The organism is uncultured Flavobacterium sp., from assembly GCF_937967675.1.
Lineage (GTDB): Bacteria > Bacteroidota > Bacteroidia > Flavobacteriales > Flavobacteriaceae > Flavobacterium.
Genome location: NZ_CALBSN010000157.1, coordinates 21,084 through 36,284, shown reverse-complemented (window position 1 = coordinate 36,284; position 15,201 = coordinate 21,084). Strand labels below are relative to the sequence as shown.

The window sequence follows — 15,201 nt, the reverse complement described above, 5'->3', positions numbered from 1 at the left end:
AACCACGTTTTTCAATACACAAACTCATTACGTTTCCTACGAAATCTGATTTTGTAATGATAGTTGCTTTGATATAAGGCTCTTCTACTCTATCTAATTTTGAAGGCTCTGGTAAATCCGAAGGATTGTTTACAATTAAAATCGTATCCGGTTCTTTTTTAGTAAACGCATGATACGAAACGTTAGGAACCGTAGTAATAACGGTCATATCGAACTCACGCTCTAAACGCTCTTGAATAATTTCCATGTGCAACATTCCTAAGAATCCACAACGGAAACCAAATCCTAAAGCCGCCGAACTCTCCGCTTGAAAAACTAACGAAGCATCGTTCAATTGTAATTTTTCCATCGAAGCACGCAAGTCTTCGTAATCTTCTGTATCTACTGGATAAATTCCAGCAAAAACCATTGGTTTTACATCTTCAAATCCTAAAATTGCATTTTTTGTTGGCTCTTTTGCATCGGTAATCGTATCTCCTACTTTTACTTCTTTAGCTTCTTTAATTCCCGAAACTAAATAGCCTACGTCTCCAGCAGAAATCACATTTTTAGGAACTTGATTTAATTTCAATGTACCAACTTCATCCGCATAATATTCGTTCCCAGTAGCCATGAATTTAATCTTCTGACCTTTTTTGATTTCTCCATTAAGAACACGGAAAATAACTTCAATTCCTCTAAAAGGATTGTAATGTGAATCAAAAATCAAAGCTTGAAGTGGCTCGTTTGGATCTCCTTTTGGAGCTGGAATTTTCTCAATAATAGCTGCTAAAATATTTTCAACACCAAAACCTGTTTTTCCAGAAGCGTGAATAATGTCTTCTAATTTACATCCTAATAAATCGATAATATCATCACTAACTTCTTCAGGATTAGCACTTGGTAAATCCACTTTATTTAAAACTGGAATAATTTCCAAATCATTTTCCAAAGCCAAATACAAATTCGAAATCGTTTGTGCCTGAATACTTTGCGCCGCATCCACAATCAACAAAGCACCTTCACAAGCGGCTATCGAACGCGAAACCTCGTATGAGAAATCCACGTGACCTGGAGTATCAATTAAGTTTAAGATATAATCTTCTCCTTTGTATTTGTACTCCATTTGAATGGCGTGACTTTTTATGGTAATCCCACGTTCGCGCTCTAAGTCCATGTTATCTAGCAACTGAGCTTTTTCTTCACGAGCCGAAACGGTTTGTGTAGCACTCAACAATCTGTCAGCTAACGTACTTTTCCCGTGGTCAATGTGTGCAATAATGCAGAAATTTCTAATGTGTTTCATTCTTCAAGTTCAATGTCAAGTTCAAATTTCAATAGCAATTCTTTCGAACAATTAATCTGCAAATATAAGCTAAAGTTTTGATTGTATATCAACAAAAGCAACAGCAAACACTAAAAAAGAATACAAACCAAATAGAAACATAGATTTTTAATAAAGGCTAGAGGAATTCATAGTATTTGCATTCGTACATAGGCTCCTATAATCTTGAAAACCTATGTAAACTATCTTAAAGCGAAGCTTCTATTTTTCATTCCAAATCAACTATGTTTCTATGTGGTAAAAACTTAAAAAAACAATAATTAAAAAATCTTGTCGTATTTTTGCAAAAAAATTGAAGCACCATGCCTAAAATTGGTAACATCATACTACCCGATTTTCCTTTATTATTAGCCCCAATGGAAGATGTGAGCGATCCACCATTTCGTCGTTTATGCAAATTACATGGCGCTGATTTAATGTATTCTGAATTTATTTCTTCGGAAGGATTGATTCGTGATGCCATGAAAAGCAAACAAAAATTGGATATTTTCGATTACGAACGCCCAGTTGGAATTCAGATTTTTGGTGGTGATGAAGAGGCTATGGAAATGAGTGCTAAAATTGTAGATACGGTTCAACCTGACTTAGTTGACATCAATTTTGGTTGTCCAGTAAAAAAAGTAGTTTGTAAAGGTGCTGGCGCTGGGGTTTTAAAAGATGTGGATTTGATGATTCGTTTAACAAAAGCCGTTATCAAAGGAACAAGTTTACCTGTTACTGTAAAAACGCGTTTGGGTTGGGATGAAAATTCGATTAATATTGACGAAGTTGCCGAGCGTTTGCAAGATATAGGTGTTCAGGCTTTAACCATTCACGCGAGAACTCGTGCACAGATGTACAAAGGGCATTCCGATTGGTCGCACATTCAACGTGTGAAGGAAAATCCGAGAATTACGATGCCAATTTTTGGAAATGGCGATATCGATTCTCCTGAAAAAGCTTTGGAATACAAAAACAAATACGGATTAGATGGCATGATGATTGGTCGCGCTGCGATTGGCTATCCTTGGATTTTTAATGAAATTAAACATTATTTCGCCACAGGAGAAAAATTAGCACCTCCAAGCATGAACGACCGAATTGAAGCCGCAAGAAATCACTTAATTTGGAGTATCGAATGGAAAGGCGAACGCTTAGGTATCAACGAAATGCGTCGTCATTATACCAATTATTTCAAAGGTATTCACGGTTTTAAAGAATACAAACAAAAATTGGTTACCACAGAAGGCATCAATCAATTATTAGATGTATTTACTGAGATTGAGCAAGTGTATGCGGATTATGTTTTTGAAGGGTAATTTAATGTAAGTAAACAAAAATGAAAAACATCATTGATTATCTTACTATTAAATCTACAATTAACGAATTGGTAAAAACTAAAAATGATGCTTTAGTTGACAAGCTTCTCGACATTTTAAACAACAACAAAATTCCTAAACCAGAAAAACACAATAGAAAGGAAGATATAGAAACCAATCATTACAAGATAGATTTATCAAAAAAACAATTAAACGACATAATTGATTTACTAATAGATTTAGAAGTTGAAAGTCTGACAATAGATGGAGAATCTACACCATTAACGAGTCATTTCGCGTCTTTAGTTGATAAATGGTTATCTGTAAAAGTTTAATATTATGTGATTTCTCCTTATGTCGAAATGACAAGAAAGAGATTTTCTAACCATGATACACTCTAGAAAAAACAATTTTCCCCTCTTTAATTTCTAAAACTTCAGCTACTAACATATCTGCTTCACCTGCTACTTGACGGGTGTATTCCATGAAAACTCGGTCGGTGTTAGCGGTTAATGAGGTTACTTTGTAGTGTAATGTTGGCAATCTATCAAATGCGTCTTGCCACCAAATGCGCATCGCTTCTTTTCCAATGACTAAACCATTGGTTTCAGGTTGACGAATTTTTAATTTCGGACTGAAATGTTGGGCTTCGTCTTCGTATAATTCTAATAATTTTTCTAAGTTTTTGGTATTAAAAGCATCAAACCATTTAATGGCGATTTGTTGTAGTTGATTTGGCATAAAGTTTAAATTTTAAACGCAAAGAGCGCAAAGTTTTTCGCAATCCCGATAGCTATCGGGACGCAAAGATCACTAAATAAAAAAGGTACAAAGAAAAAATACTATGTGCCTATGTATTTTGGAAAATGTTCTTAAGCATTTTTTAGGTTGATAATTTCTTGTTCCGTTAAGAATCTCCAATCGCCTCTTGGTAAATTTTTCTTAGTTAAACCTGCAAATGTTACGCGGTCTACTTTTAAAACATCATATTTTAAATGTTCGAAAATCTTACGTACTATTTTAACGTTTGACGTTTTCATTTTCAAACCAATTTCACTTTTTGGTTGGTCTTCGATATAAGAAATTTCTTCTACGTAAACACGATGTTCTTCGATAGTTAATCCTTTTTGGATGCGTTCTAAATCTTCAAACTTTAAATTTTTATCTAAAGTTACTTGATATACTTTTGACGAACGTTGGTTTGGCGCCGTGAATTTTTGAATAATTTCATTATCATTAGTAAATAACAACAAACCTGTTGTGGTTTTATCCATTCTTCCTACAGGTTGTAGTTTGGCTTTAGTAGCATTTCGAACCAAATCCAAAACATTAGCAGAACCTTTTTCTTCATCACCTGAAGTAGAGAAGTTTTTTGGTTTATTCAATAAAATATATTCTTTCTTTTCTGGCGTAATATTAACGCCATCAAATTGCACAACATCTGTCAATTTTACTTTGTAACCCATTTCGGTTACCACTTCGCCATTTACTTTTACGTTTCCACTTTGGATATAAATATCGGCATCTCTACGACTACAAACACCTGAATTTGAAATGTAACGATTCAAACGAATTTCGTCTGGATTAGATGGTTTCTTTGGAGATTTTGGTCCTTTTGCACCTGTTGGTTTTGAGGCATCTGGTTTTGAACCAAATTTAGAAGGCGCTTTACGAATTGGCGCATTTCCTCTTGAATTACTATTTTTCTTGTAACCTCCTTGTCTTCCTGAACCTGGATGACTTTTATCGCTATCTTGATGACGTGACATATTCTAAACAATTTTTGCAAAGATATAACTAATATGCTGAAATCAATTTTTTGCTATGAATTAAAACCGAAGGCTCTATTAAAACAATGCAAAAAACGCCTGAAACGATGATAAATTTCAATAAAAAGTGAAGTTTTAAATATTCGGTTTTAGAATTGGCTTTCCAGAGTAGCAAAACAAAAAATAGTAATGCCATTAAACTCAGGTAAAAATAAATATCCATGTATCCTACATCATACACTTCAATCAAAAAATAAACTGGTATTAAAGTAGAAATCGTTAAAACCGAAATAATAGATTTAGCCATTTTTTCTCCAAAAACAACCGGAATCGTTTTGTAATTAGCTATCAAATCCCCTTCGATATTTTCTAAATCTTTAATCAATTCGCGAATTAAAATCAGTAATAATAAGAAAGTTGCATGAGCAAAAATAACGTGATAAAAATTCTTGTAATACATCAAAATTCCGAAGAAAGGTAAAACCGCTAATACTGCAGCCGTGATGTTTCCAACTAAAAACATTTTTTTCAACTTGTGCGAATAAAACCAAATTAGAAAAATATAAGTCGAAAAGAACAAAACCGCTCGCCACGAAATGAAAAACATCAACAAAGCAACGATGAAATTAATTCCGAAATAAACTTTCAACTTCGTTTCTTGACTCACCAAACGGTCAATCATGGCTTTTTTAGGGCGATTGATTAAATCTTTTTTTGCATCGTAAAAATTATTGATAATATAACCCGAAGCAATGGTTAAAGTTGAAGCAAGCACGATTAAAAACAAACGCCAATCGAGAATAATATCTAAAGCGCGTTTTTCGGGAGCCAAAATGAATATAGCAGAAAGATATTGCGCTAATGCTATGACCCAAATATTATATCCTCTAATCACAGAAAAGAAGCTGAAGATTTTTGTAAGGACTAATTTGGATTTGCGTGTAAGCATTATTACGCTAATTGTCTTTTACTTGTCTATCAATAATTGTCTTTAATGTTTTTATTGGCTGAATAGAATTTATTAATTCTTCAATTTCATTGTTAGAAAGAAAAATTATTTTTGATGAAGCATTTGATGTTCTTAATGCTTCTAGATAAGTAGTTCTTTTAAAACCTGAAGTTGTTATTATAAAACCCAATCTTGCCAATTCATTGCTACCTTGCAATTTTGTTAAAAACAAAACAAACATGTTTTTATCAACATTCTCGATAATGTTCTTGCACTCTACAAAAAAATATGGCGAAAATTTTTCAAAAAATTTGTCTTCAATATCATTTCTAACTATTAAATCAATTTCATTTTGCGACTTATCAATTTTACGATAATTAATTTCTTTAAAACCAATTCTACTCCACAACATTCCAACAAACCTTTCAAACTTTTGTCCTTTTTGAAAATTATCTTCCTCATTCTTCAAGTCACTATACATTTCTTGTAAAATTTTCTGAGAAAAATCCAAATTAGAGTCAATCTCTAAAAAAATTTTACTTACTTCTCTAAATATTTTATCTTTAAAATCTTTAAAATTGTCCTTTGGGATTATTGCTGAAATCTTTCCTGTTGATAAAATTTCATTAATATCATCGTTATATTCCTCCAAATGAGCACTAATAATTATAATTTTAGAAAACGGATTAACTTCAATTATGTTTTTAATTATATCAAAACCATTAATTGAGAAATCATCCATTCTCAAATCTACAATAGCAATATCATAAAATTTATTCTTAATATAATTATTAATCGTTGGCTCGTCAAATGCAACTAAACAATCTACACTTCCCATTTCATTAATAAATGCTTTTTGAATATTTTCAGCACCTATTTTTTCATCATCAATTACTAAAACAGTTTTTCTCATTTTATTGGTAAATTAATTTTAAAAATTGTAGAAAAATTACAAAAATTACTTTCTTCTAAGGTTATTACACCTCCTATTTTACTTAGGGTATGCTTAACATGGGCTAGTCCTACTCCTGATCCTTTCTCTTTTGTTGTAAAATAGGGGTCAAATATTCTACTCTTAATTTTACTATCAATTCCTTTTCCTGTATCAAGAATTAATATTTCAAGACTATTTTCATCAATAGAATTTATTATAATCTTTATTTCATTTTCGTTTTTGTTTTCTAAAAACTCAAATGAATTAATAATCATGTTATTTAAAATTTGCAAAATGTGATGAAAAGTCTGTCTAATTACAGTATTTTTATCTACATTATAATCAATAATAAACTTTATATTGTGCTTTTTAAACAATGGACGATGTAACGAAGATAATGACGTCATTAATTCGACTAACTTAAATTCATTCTTATCAATATCGGAACTTAACAATTTAAACTCATCAAGCGAATTTCTAATATTTTCAACACAACTATTTAGTGCAATTATTTCTTCACTTGTTATAGAATTCACCTTGACATTTGCTATCAATCCATCAAGATTGTGAATTGCATTTTTAATATCATGACTCGCAAAATTTGTTAGTAATCTTACAAAATCTTGCAAAGCTCTATACTTTTGTAAACTTAATTCCTCATTTTTAATAATTTTTTGTTCTAATTCATGCGTTTTCTTAGAAAGAATTATTAAACGAGATTCCTTATTACCCTTTTTTGGAATTTTACTCATTTCTAAAAATTATAAACTACTTCTAATTTATAGTCTTTTAAAGATTTCTTGGCTTTATCTAAGTCTTGTGTAAATCCTAAAATATAACCACCACCGCCAGAACCGCATAATTTCAAATAGTAGTCGTTGGTGTCGATTCCTCTTTGCCAAACTTGGTGAAATTGCTCTGGAATCATCGGTTTGAAATTATTCAAAACTACTTTTGATAATTGTTTGGTGTTTTCTAATAACGATTTAACATCACCATGCAAGAAATTTTCCACACAAGCATCCGTATATTTTATGAATTGTGATTTTAACATATTACGGAAACCATTATCTTTTAAGTTTTCCATGAAAATAGACACCATTGGAGCTGTTTCGCCCACAATTCCTGAATCAATTAAGAAAACCGCACCTTTTCCTTGTGTACTTTGTGTTGGAATTCCGGTTGCTTCAATATTATCTTTCGAATTGATTAAAATTGGAATACTCAAATAACTATTCAACGGATCTAAACCTGAACTTTTTCCGTGGAAAAACGATTCCATTTGAGAGAAAATCATTTTTAATTGCAATAATTTTTCACGCGTTAAATTTTCTAACACTGTGATTTTATCATTGGCATATTTATCGTAAATCGCCGCTACTAAAGCACCACTGCTTCCTACTCCATATCCTTGCGGAATGCTTGAATCGAAATACATTCCATTATTTACATCATTTTGCAATGAAGCTAAATCGAAAGTTACCAACTCAGGTTGCTCTGATTGCAATTGCTCTAAATAAACAACAAATTTCTTTAAACTATCGTTTGATTTAATAGCACTTTCAGACGAATTCCCATCGTTCTTTAAAGCACCATTATAAAAATTATAAGGAATTGAAAGTCCTTTCGAATCTTGGATAATTCCATATTCTCCGAAAAGTAATATTTTTGAGTAAAAAAGTGGTCCTTTCATTTTTTAGTATTCAGTTTACAGTTTATAGTAATCAGATTTTTAGTTTCTTTGGGTTTTGTCTTGTGTCAAAAACAGCAACCACTACAATATGTTTTTCATTAAAATGATAAAAAAGTGTATTCTGTTTTGTTATCACACACTTCCTAAATTTATTCTTTTTATTTGAAATTGGAAATGATTCTGGACTTTTTGCTACAATTTTTAAAACTAAATGTAGCTTATTCACAAAATCAACTTTAACCTTCAGATTCCATTTTAACTCCAAATATTCAAAAAGCTGATTCAATTCTTTTTGAGCTCTTGGCGTTATTACAATTTCTCTCATTATTTCAAATGTGGCTTGATAAAATCATCAAAAGAAGAAAATTCTCCTCTTTCATATTCCTCCATTGATTCGTTTAGAATATTTTGTTGCTCTTCCGTTAAATCATCCCACCAATCTTTCTCTTCTTTTTGGAAAATTTTCCTAATAGCTTGTAATACCGAAGGGTTTTCTGTTTCCATCAGCAATTTCATAAGCTCTAATTTTTCCAATCGAATGTCCATTTTTATTGAAACCTATGGTAAATATACAAATTATTTTAATTGAATTGCACCATTTCCAATTTCATCGCAAATATACTGACCATTTTGACAATAGCCAACTAATTCATCTTGAATAAATTGCAATACATTTTCCTTTACATTTTCAGGACACAAAACATGAACATTGGCGCCAGCATCTAATGTAAAACAGACTGGAATTTGCGTTTCATTTCTGAACTTCCAAATTTTATTGATGATTTCCAATGTATTGGGTTTCATTAAGATAAAATACGGCATTGAAGTCATCATCATAGCGTGTAAAGTCAAGGCTTCACTTTCTACAATTTTGATGAATTCTTCCACATTTCCTGACGACAAAATCGCTTTTATTTGAGATAAATTTTCGTGTGCTTGTGCAAAACGTCTTTCGGCATACGGATGATTGTGCATTAAATCGTGTCCAACCGTACTCGAAACTTGCTTTTCTCCTTTATCCACTAATAAGATAGTGTCTTGATAATTTTTAAAGTTAGAATGAATTTCTGAAAACTCAACTCCGAATAAATCCGAACTTCCGTGAATTTCAGCGTGACTTCCCCAAACTACTACTTCACCTTTGATGCTTCTGCAAGCACTTCCGCTTCCTAATCGGGCTAAAAATGATGCTTTGGAATAGAAATAATCATCCGAAATTGTTGGATTAATTGCTTGTTCCAAACTCATGATGTTCATGGCTAAAGCTGCCATTCCAGAGGCTGAAGAAGCAATTCCTGAACTATGAGGAAAGGTGTTTTGGGTATCAATTTTAAAATGATATTCTTTTAAAAACGGACAATATTTTTCGATTCTTTCAAAGAATTTTTGAATTTTTGGTTTGAAATCTTCTTTTGGTTTTCCTTCAAAAAGCAAATCAAATGAAAAATTATTGTTTTCCGATTTTTTCACCACTTCCAACTTCGTAATTGTCTTACAATTGTTTAACGTAAAACTTATGGAAGGGTTTGCTGGAATTTGGTTTTCTTTCTTGCCCCAATATTTTACTAAGGCAATATTACTTGGTGCGCTCCATTCGAAACTAGCCGATTCAATGGAATTATATGAGTTTGCAATAAAATCTTTTTCGGTAAGCATAGCTTAAAATTTTGACAAAAATACCGATTTTGATTGATTTGTTTCCTTGATATTTCGTTAATTTGCCTATAAAATTGAAAATATGAACAAATATCTTAAAATAACATATTGTGTTGCCATTTGTTTGGCTGTCGGCTATTTATCTAGTAAGGTAACACAATCGAACATTAGTACTTGGTATCCTTTAATAAAAAAACCGAGTTTTAATCCGCCTAACTGGGTTTTTGCACCGGTTTGGACGATGCTTTTCATTATGATGGGAATTGCTGCAGGAATGGTTTGGAATAAGTTAGAATCGAACAAAGAATTGGTAAAAAAAGGATTGTTGTTTTTTACCGTTCAACTTCTTTTGAATGCTTTATGGTCGTATTTATTCTTTGGATTGAATAATATTTTGTTGGCGTTAATCGAAATTATTTTGCTTTGGTTAATTATTTATGAAACGTATTACATTTTCAAACAAATAGACAAAAGAGCAGGATATTTATTAATTCCGTATTTAGCTTGGGTTGCTTTCGCTACTATTTTAACAGGAAGCATTTATTGGTTGAATCGATAATCAACATTAATAAAATAAAAAAGGCGACTTCAAAATTGAAATCGCCTTTTTTATAGTTCGAAGAGGATTATTTATTTCCCATTTCTTCCATTTCTTTGTAGAAAGTTTCTTTGAATTTTTCGTAGTTGTAATCCACTTTCAAACGATCATCAGCAGAAATTCTATTGTTTAAAGTATTTAATAATGCTGAATTATTTAATTCAATTGCAATATAGGTTTTGTATTTACCAGTTGCCGTTTTTGTTAATTCTTCACAAATAGTTTTAGTACCAGAGATTGATTGATTGATTACCTCACGGCTTAACCCTTCATATTTTGCAATGTATTCTTGTTTTCCACCTGAATTCACATCGTTAAAATAATTATCGATAACTGCTTTTAAAGTAACTTCAATTTGACCTGCTAGTTCTAAACGGGCATTACTTAATGCCATTCTTTTAGAGTTTGCTTGATCTGGACTTTCGCCTACACTATTTGCTCTAAAGAAATCTTTATCAGTAAAGTATTTTGGTCCACTACAAAGTACTTCTACTTTTACTTCTCCTTTAGGAGCATCAACTGGTTTTTCTTCTTTTTTACTTCTACAAGAAGCAGCACTAAGCACTAATAAACCTACTAAAATTGTATTTCTCATGTTTGTAATTTTTTTCATATTCTAAAAATAATTTAATTAATTCTGTTTTTGGTATCAATTTTGAAAGATTTGTCAATATTAACAAAAAAAACAACTCAAAAAAACGTTTGTTTGTTATTTTTGTTTTAAAATTGTCAATTGAACTTTAACACATTTTACAAAATACGTGCCAATTTATGAAATTGAAAAATACTCCAAAATATTTTATTGCATTACTTCTACTTATTACCTTTTCTTGTAGTGTAAAAAACGCTACCTTAAAAAAAGGTGCTGAAATGGAAAAATTAGGCAACTTCAAACAAGCTTCTGAATTGTATTTAGGTGTTTTATACAGAAAACCAAATCTTCCAGAAATTGAAAATGCATTAAGAAGAAGTGCACAATTATATATTTCTGAATCTGCTTTTTCAATAGCTAACAAAAACGAAAAAGGAGACAAGGAAGGTGTTGTAAATGAATATTATAACTTAAATAACTTTGTAAATCAAGTAAATGCTTTTACTAAGAATTTGGATATTGATCAACAAACAAAAGCCATTTACAATAAAAACTTAGACCAATATTTAGTTGGACAATATGATTTAGGAATCAAGTATCTTTCAGAACAAAAATTTAGAGAAGCTGAAGATGTTTTTAAAGATATTTCCCGATTTAACCCTGACTATAAAGACTCGCAAAAGCAACTTAGCACTGCGGTTAATGAACCTGTTTATTTAAAAGGAGTACAATTATTTGGTGAAAAAAAATATATTTCAGCTCATGAAAAATGGAATGAAATATACAATAGAGAACCTAACTACAAGGACGTAAAAAATAAATTACAACAAGCTTTAAATGAACGTTATAAAGAAGGTAGTTACTATTTAATGCAAGAAAACTTTAAAGAGGCTGAGTTGGCTTTTGAACAAGTTAAAAATATAAACAACAATTATTTAGACGTAAAAAATCTTTACAAAGAAGCGGCTAGCGAACCTATTTATCGTAAAGCAATTAAAGACTTAAAAAAAGGAAAATGTAGAACGGCTTATTTAGAATTAGATGAAATTATTAAAAGATTTGATGCTTATAAAAATTCAGATGAATTAAAATCAGAAGCTTTAGTTTGTGCTGAATACCCAATTATTGTTGAATCATTTAAAATCAGAAATTCTAATGGTTTTGAAAACAACATTCAAAATGCAGTAATTGAAGATATTTTAGCAAGTAAAAATCCTTTTGTAAAAATAATAAAAGGAAGTAATGATATTTCTTCGCCTTATTATAATATTTCTGAAACCAGCAAGAATAATTTACAAGCAAAACGTTACATTCAGAATTCTTATTTTAACACAAACGCAAAAGCCGTTTTAACCATACATATTAACCAATATCAACTACAAGAAAATCCTGTAAGAGCCTACGATGTTAATGGAATTGAAGTTAATAAAATTAAATCGAGAAGTGGCAAAGATTCACTTATAGAAAAATCGGTAGTATATAAAGAATATGAAAAAAGAACCACTATCCAAGCAAATATTACCTATCGTTTAGTTGAAATAGGAACTGGTAAAATTTTGATGCAAAAAACCATTCAAAAGAATGATGAAAAGCAAATAAGATATGCACGAAATAATAATTCAAACTATAAGTTAATCTACCCAATTCGAACAATTGCCGACCGAATTATGAGAGACGAATCGAACTACAAAAACTTACAAACCCTTTTTCAAACAAGTGATCAAATAAACAATCAATCATTAGTTGATATTGTTTTGTCAGATTTTAGAAAACAAATTGTGAACGAAATTTTGCGTTTTAATCCCGAAGAATAATGTTGAAATCTATTGTTTTATTTTTAAGTTTCTTGGTTCTTTTTTCTTGTGGAAGTTCTAAAACCAACACAGCAATCCCAGAAAACGCTCCAGAATGGGTTTCAAAAACTCCTTTGAGTAATTTCAATTATATCGGAATTGGAATGGCACCAAAATCATCATCTGATTATAGAGAAAAAGCACAAAAAATGGCGCTAACTGAAATTTCAAATAGTATTTCGGTTACCGTTTCTAGTAACAATTCTCTTAATGTTTTTCAATATGATGATACTTTTAATGAGTTTTATCGCATGAACAGCATGGTTTCTAGTGCTGCTTTTTTAGAAGGATATGATGTTGTTGATGTTTTTGAGACAGAATATTATTATTACACTTATCTGAGTTTATCAAAACAAAAACACCAACAATTAAGAAAAGCCCGAATTAACAAAGCATTAGAAGCTTCGATTTTCAAATTTGATTACGCAAAAAAACTGACTGCTGAAAAAGATTTTTCTGAAGCCATCAAACAACAAATTTTGGCATTAGAAGACATTAGTGAGTTTTTAAACGAAGATTTACGTTACACCGAAAATCAGGTAGAAAAACCTTATGTAAGTCTTTTAATGAACACGATTTTTTCTAATTTAAATCAAATTGAAATATCATTTCCCGTAAAACAACTGAGCATCAAACATGCTTCTGATGCTAAAGATATTTACATTCAACCTATTACTATTCAAACCCAAAACAAAGCTTTGAGTAATATTCCAATTTCTATTTTTTATTCTTGGCAACCTGGACAAAGTTTGGATTTAATTTCAGAAAGTAATGGCGCTATTTCATTGGTAATTCCAAGAAATTGCAGTAAAAATAATTCAGAAAAAATCACAGCAATTTTAGACACTTACTCTTTAGTTAAGAATTTAAGTCAAAATCGAGTAGTTCAAAAAATATTCGAAAATTATCAATCTAAAAAATTCGAATTACCGATTTCTAAACAATTGCCAACAATTGAATTTGAAATTTATTTAATGGAAAATTCTAATAAAAATTTAAATGCCTTAGAAGACGAGTTGTTTCAGCTTTTTTCTGCTGATTATTTTACCTTAGCTTCAAGAAAAGCTAAAAAAAATTTTACGATTACCATTGAATGTAAAAAGATTGAAAACTTAGAAGTAAATGGTAAAATTTCTACGAAACTAGAAAGCCGTATAAAGATTAGTAATGTAAATAATCACATTGTGTATCAAGAAACGCTTCACAACATTATCGGGATTGGCTCAAGTAAAGAATTAGCAGAGCAAGATGCTTTACAATCGCTAGTAGATAAAATTAAAATAGTGAATTACAGCGCTATGGTTCAATCGATGTTATAGCATTTGCAACTATAAATCCGCCAGTCCAAGCATTTTGAAAATTAAAACCACCTGTAATAGCATCTATATTAAGAATTTCACCTGCAAAAAATAGATTCTGTAGAATTTTGCTTTCCATGGTTTTGAAATTCACTTCTTTTAAGTCGATTCCGCCAGCAGTAACGAATTCTTCTTTAAATGTACTCTTTCCGTTAACTTGAAATTCGCCATTGGTTAATTGTTCGGCTAGCGTATTCAATTGTTTTTTACTCACATCTGCCCATTTGGTTTCTTCTGAAATCCCAGCTGCTTTTACTAAGTTTTCCCAAAGTCGTTTTGGCAATTCGAAATGCGCATACTTTGCTACTAATTTTTTAGAATTCTCCTCTTTGATATTTTTCAACAAATCCATGGCTTCTTCAAAATCCGTTTCATTTAACCAATTCACTTGAATAGCAAATTGATATTTTTTATCTGCTAATTCTCTTGCTCCCCAAGCCGAAAGACGTAAAATTCCAGGTCCACTCATTCCCCAATGAGTAATTAACAAAGGTCCAGATGCTTGTAATTTTGATTTTTTTACTTTCACCGAAGCAACCGTGGAAAGCCCCATTAAATCTTTGATTCGAACATCTTTGATATTGAAAGTAAACAATGATGGAACGGGCTCAACAATTGTATGTCCCAAATTTTGTAACAATTCCCAAATTTTTGGATTACTACCTGTTGTCATTACCACTTTTTGGCAACTAAAAACCTCTTGATTGGTAGAAATTTTCCAGTAATCATCACCTTGATACAATTCCTGAACACTATGTCCAGTTAAAATGTCAATTTTTAGTTTTTGAGTCGCTTTTAAAAAACAATCGATTATGGTTTGAGACGAATTAGAAACGGGAAACATTCTACCATCATCTTCAATCTTGAGTTCTACTCCATGTTTTTCAAACCATTCAATAGTATCTCCAGAGCAAAATTGATGAAAAGGTCCTCTGAGTTCTTTTTCACCTCTTGGATAAAATTTCACTAAATCATTCGGCACAAAACACGCATGGGTAACATTACAACGACCCCCACCAGAAATACGCACTTTTTCTAAAACGCTTTTTCCACGTTCTAAAACAGCTACTTTTAATTTCGAATTTTTCTCAACAATATTAATTGCAGTGAAAAATCCGGCAGCACCTCCGCCGATTATAATGATGTCGTATTTTGAGTTCAAATGATTTGTTTTTGC

General features: G+C 31.1%; 17 protein-coding genes. 5 read left to right on the top strand and 12 right to left on the bottom strand.

What is annotated here, in order from left to right:
- A partial coding sequence (gene lepA, locus Q0075_RS10345; RefSeq protein ID WP_297869441.1) for a translation elongation factor 4 occupies positions 1-1,285 on the bottom strand: 1,285 nt, incomplete at its 3' end.
- Positions 1,286-1,626: 341 nt separating this feature from the next.
- Here lepA and dusB point away from each other — a divergent pair.
- Positions 1,627-2,622, top strand: a complete 996-nt coding sequence (dusB, locus tag Q0075_RS10340) for a tRNA dihydrouridine synthase DusB (protein WP_297869440.1) — start codon at positions 1,627-1,629, stop codon at positions 2,620-2,622.
- Between the two features lie 20 nt (positions 2,623-2,642).
- A complete protein-coding gene (locus Q0075_RS10335) occupies positions 2,643-2,957 on the top strand; it encodes a hypothetical protein (protein WP_297869439.1) in 315 nt (104 codons plus the stop codon).
- A 46-nt stretch (positions 2,958-3,003) separates the two neighbouring features.
- Here the strand turns inward: Q0075_RS10335 and Q0075_RS10330 are convergent, their stop codons facing one another.
- From Q0075_RS10330 to Q0075_RS10290, 9 genes are all read right to left on the bottom strand, one after another.
- A complete protein-coding gene (locus Q0075_RS10330; RefSeq protein WP_297869438.1) occupies positions 3,004-3,363 on the bottom strand; it encodes a nuclear transport factor 2 family protein in 360 nt (119 codons plus the stop codon).
- A gap of 131 nt (positions 3,364-3,494) precedes the next feature.
- Positions 3,495-4,391, bottom strand: coding sequence for a pseudouridine synthase (locus Q0075_RS10325; RefSeq protein WP_297869437.1), 897 nt, complete (start codon positions 4,389-4,391; stop codon positions 3,495-3,497).
- A 28-nt stretch (positions 4,392-4,419) separates the two neighbouring features.
- Complete coding sequence (locus Q0075_RS10320) at positions 4,420-5,340, bottom strand: geranylgeranylglycerol-phosphate geranylgeranyltransferase (protein ID WP_297869436.1); 921 nt, start codon at positions 5,338-5,340, stop codon at positions 4,420-4,422.
- A 7-nt stretch (positions 5,341-5,347) separates the two neighbouring features.
- The gene (locus tag Q0075_RS10315; RefSeq protein WP_297869435.1) at positions 5,348-6,253 is read right to left on the bottom strand and encodes a response regulator; all 906 of its coding nucleotides are present in this window, start codon (positions 6,251-6,253) and stop codon (positions 5,348-5,350) included.
- Entirely contained in the window at positions 6,250-7,026 is a 777-nt protein-coding gene (locus tag Q0075_RS10310; RefSeq protein WP_297869434.1) for a HAMP domain-containing sensor histidine kinase, read from the bottom strand. Before Q0075_RS10310 ends, Q0075_RS10315 begins: the two co-directional genes overlap by 4 nt.
- 2 nt (positions 7,027-7,028) lie before the next feature.
- On the bottom strand, positions 7,029-7,967 hold the full coding sequence (locus Q0075_RS10305; RefSeq protein WP_297869433.1) for a mevalonate kinase: 939 nt from the start codon (positions 7,965-7,967) through the stop codon (positions 7,029-7,031).
- Between the two features lie 31 nt (positions 7,968-7,998).
- Positions 7,999-8,292 carry a type II toxin-antitoxin system RelE/ParE family toxin gene (locus tag Q0075_RS10300; protein ID WP_297869432.1) on the bottom strand — a complete coding sequence of 98 codons (294 nt, stop codon included), beginning with the start codon at positions 8,290-8,292 and terminating at the stop codon, positions 7,999-8,001.
- Positions 8,292-8,501, bottom strand: coding sequence for a hypothetical protein (locus Q0075_RS10295; protein WP_297869431.1), 210 nt, complete (start codon positions 8,499-8,501; stop codon positions 8,292-8,294). Before Q0075_RS10295 ends, Q0075_RS10300 begins: the two co-directional genes overlap by 1 nt.
- 42 nt (positions 8,502-8,543) lie before the next feature.
- Positions 8,544-9,623, bottom strand: a complete 1,080-nt coding sequence (locus Q0075_RS10290; protein ID WP_297869430.1) for a diphosphomevalonate decarboxylase — start codon at positions 9,621-9,623, stop codon at positions 8,544-8,546.
- An 82-nt stretch (positions 9,624-9,705) separates the two neighbouring features.
- Here Q0075_RS10290 and Q0075_RS10285 point away from each other — a divergent pair, with 82 nt between their 5' ends.
- The gene (locus Q0075_RS10285) at positions 9,706-10,182 is read left to right on the top strand and encodes a TspO/MBR family protein (RefSeq protein WP_297869429.1); all 477 of its coding nucleotides are present in this window, start codon (positions 9,706-9,708) and stop codon (positions 10,180-10,182) included.
- Between the two features lie 67 nt (positions 10,183-10,249).
- On the opposite strand, the gene Q0075_RS10280 is transcribed toward Q0075_RS10285, so the two are convergent.
- Positions 10,250-10,816, bottom strand: coding sequence for a hypothetical protein (locus Q0075_RS10280; protein WP_297869428.1), 567 nt, complete (start codon positions 10,814-10,816; stop codon positions 10,250-10,252).
- 176 nt (positions 10,817-10,992) lie between these two features.
- On the opposite strand from Q0075_RS10280, the gene Q0075_RS10275 reads away from it, so the two are divergent.
- Both Q0075_RS10275 and Q0075_RS10270 read left to right on the top strand, forming a co-directional pair.
- Positions 10,993-12,627: a hypothetical protein gene (locus Q0075_RS10275; protein ID WP_297869427.1), complete on the top strand. Its 1,635-nt coding sequence runs from the start codon at positions 10,993-10,995 to the stop codon at positions 12,625-12,627.
- Positions 12,627-13,985 carry an LPP20 family lipoprotein gene (locus tag Q0075_RS10270; RefSeq protein WP_297869426.1) on the top strand — a complete coding sequence of 453 codons (1,359 nt, stop codon included), beginning with the start codon at positions 12,627-12,629 and terminating at the stop codon, positions 13,983-13,985. The genes Q0075_RS10275 and Q0075_RS10270 overlap by 1 nt, the downstream gene beginning before the upstream one ends.
- Here Q0075_RS10270 and Q0075_RS10265 read toward each other — a convergent pair.
- A complete protein-coding gene (locus Q0075_RS10265; protein ID WP_297869425.1) occupies positions 13,963-15,186 on the bottom strand; it encodes an NAD(P)/FAD-dependent oxidoreductase in 1,224 nt (407 codons plus the stop codon). The two genes, Q0075_RS10270 and Q0075_RS10265, sit on opposite strands and share 23 nt — an antisense overlap.
- Positions 15,187-15,201: the final 15 nt, after the last annotated feature.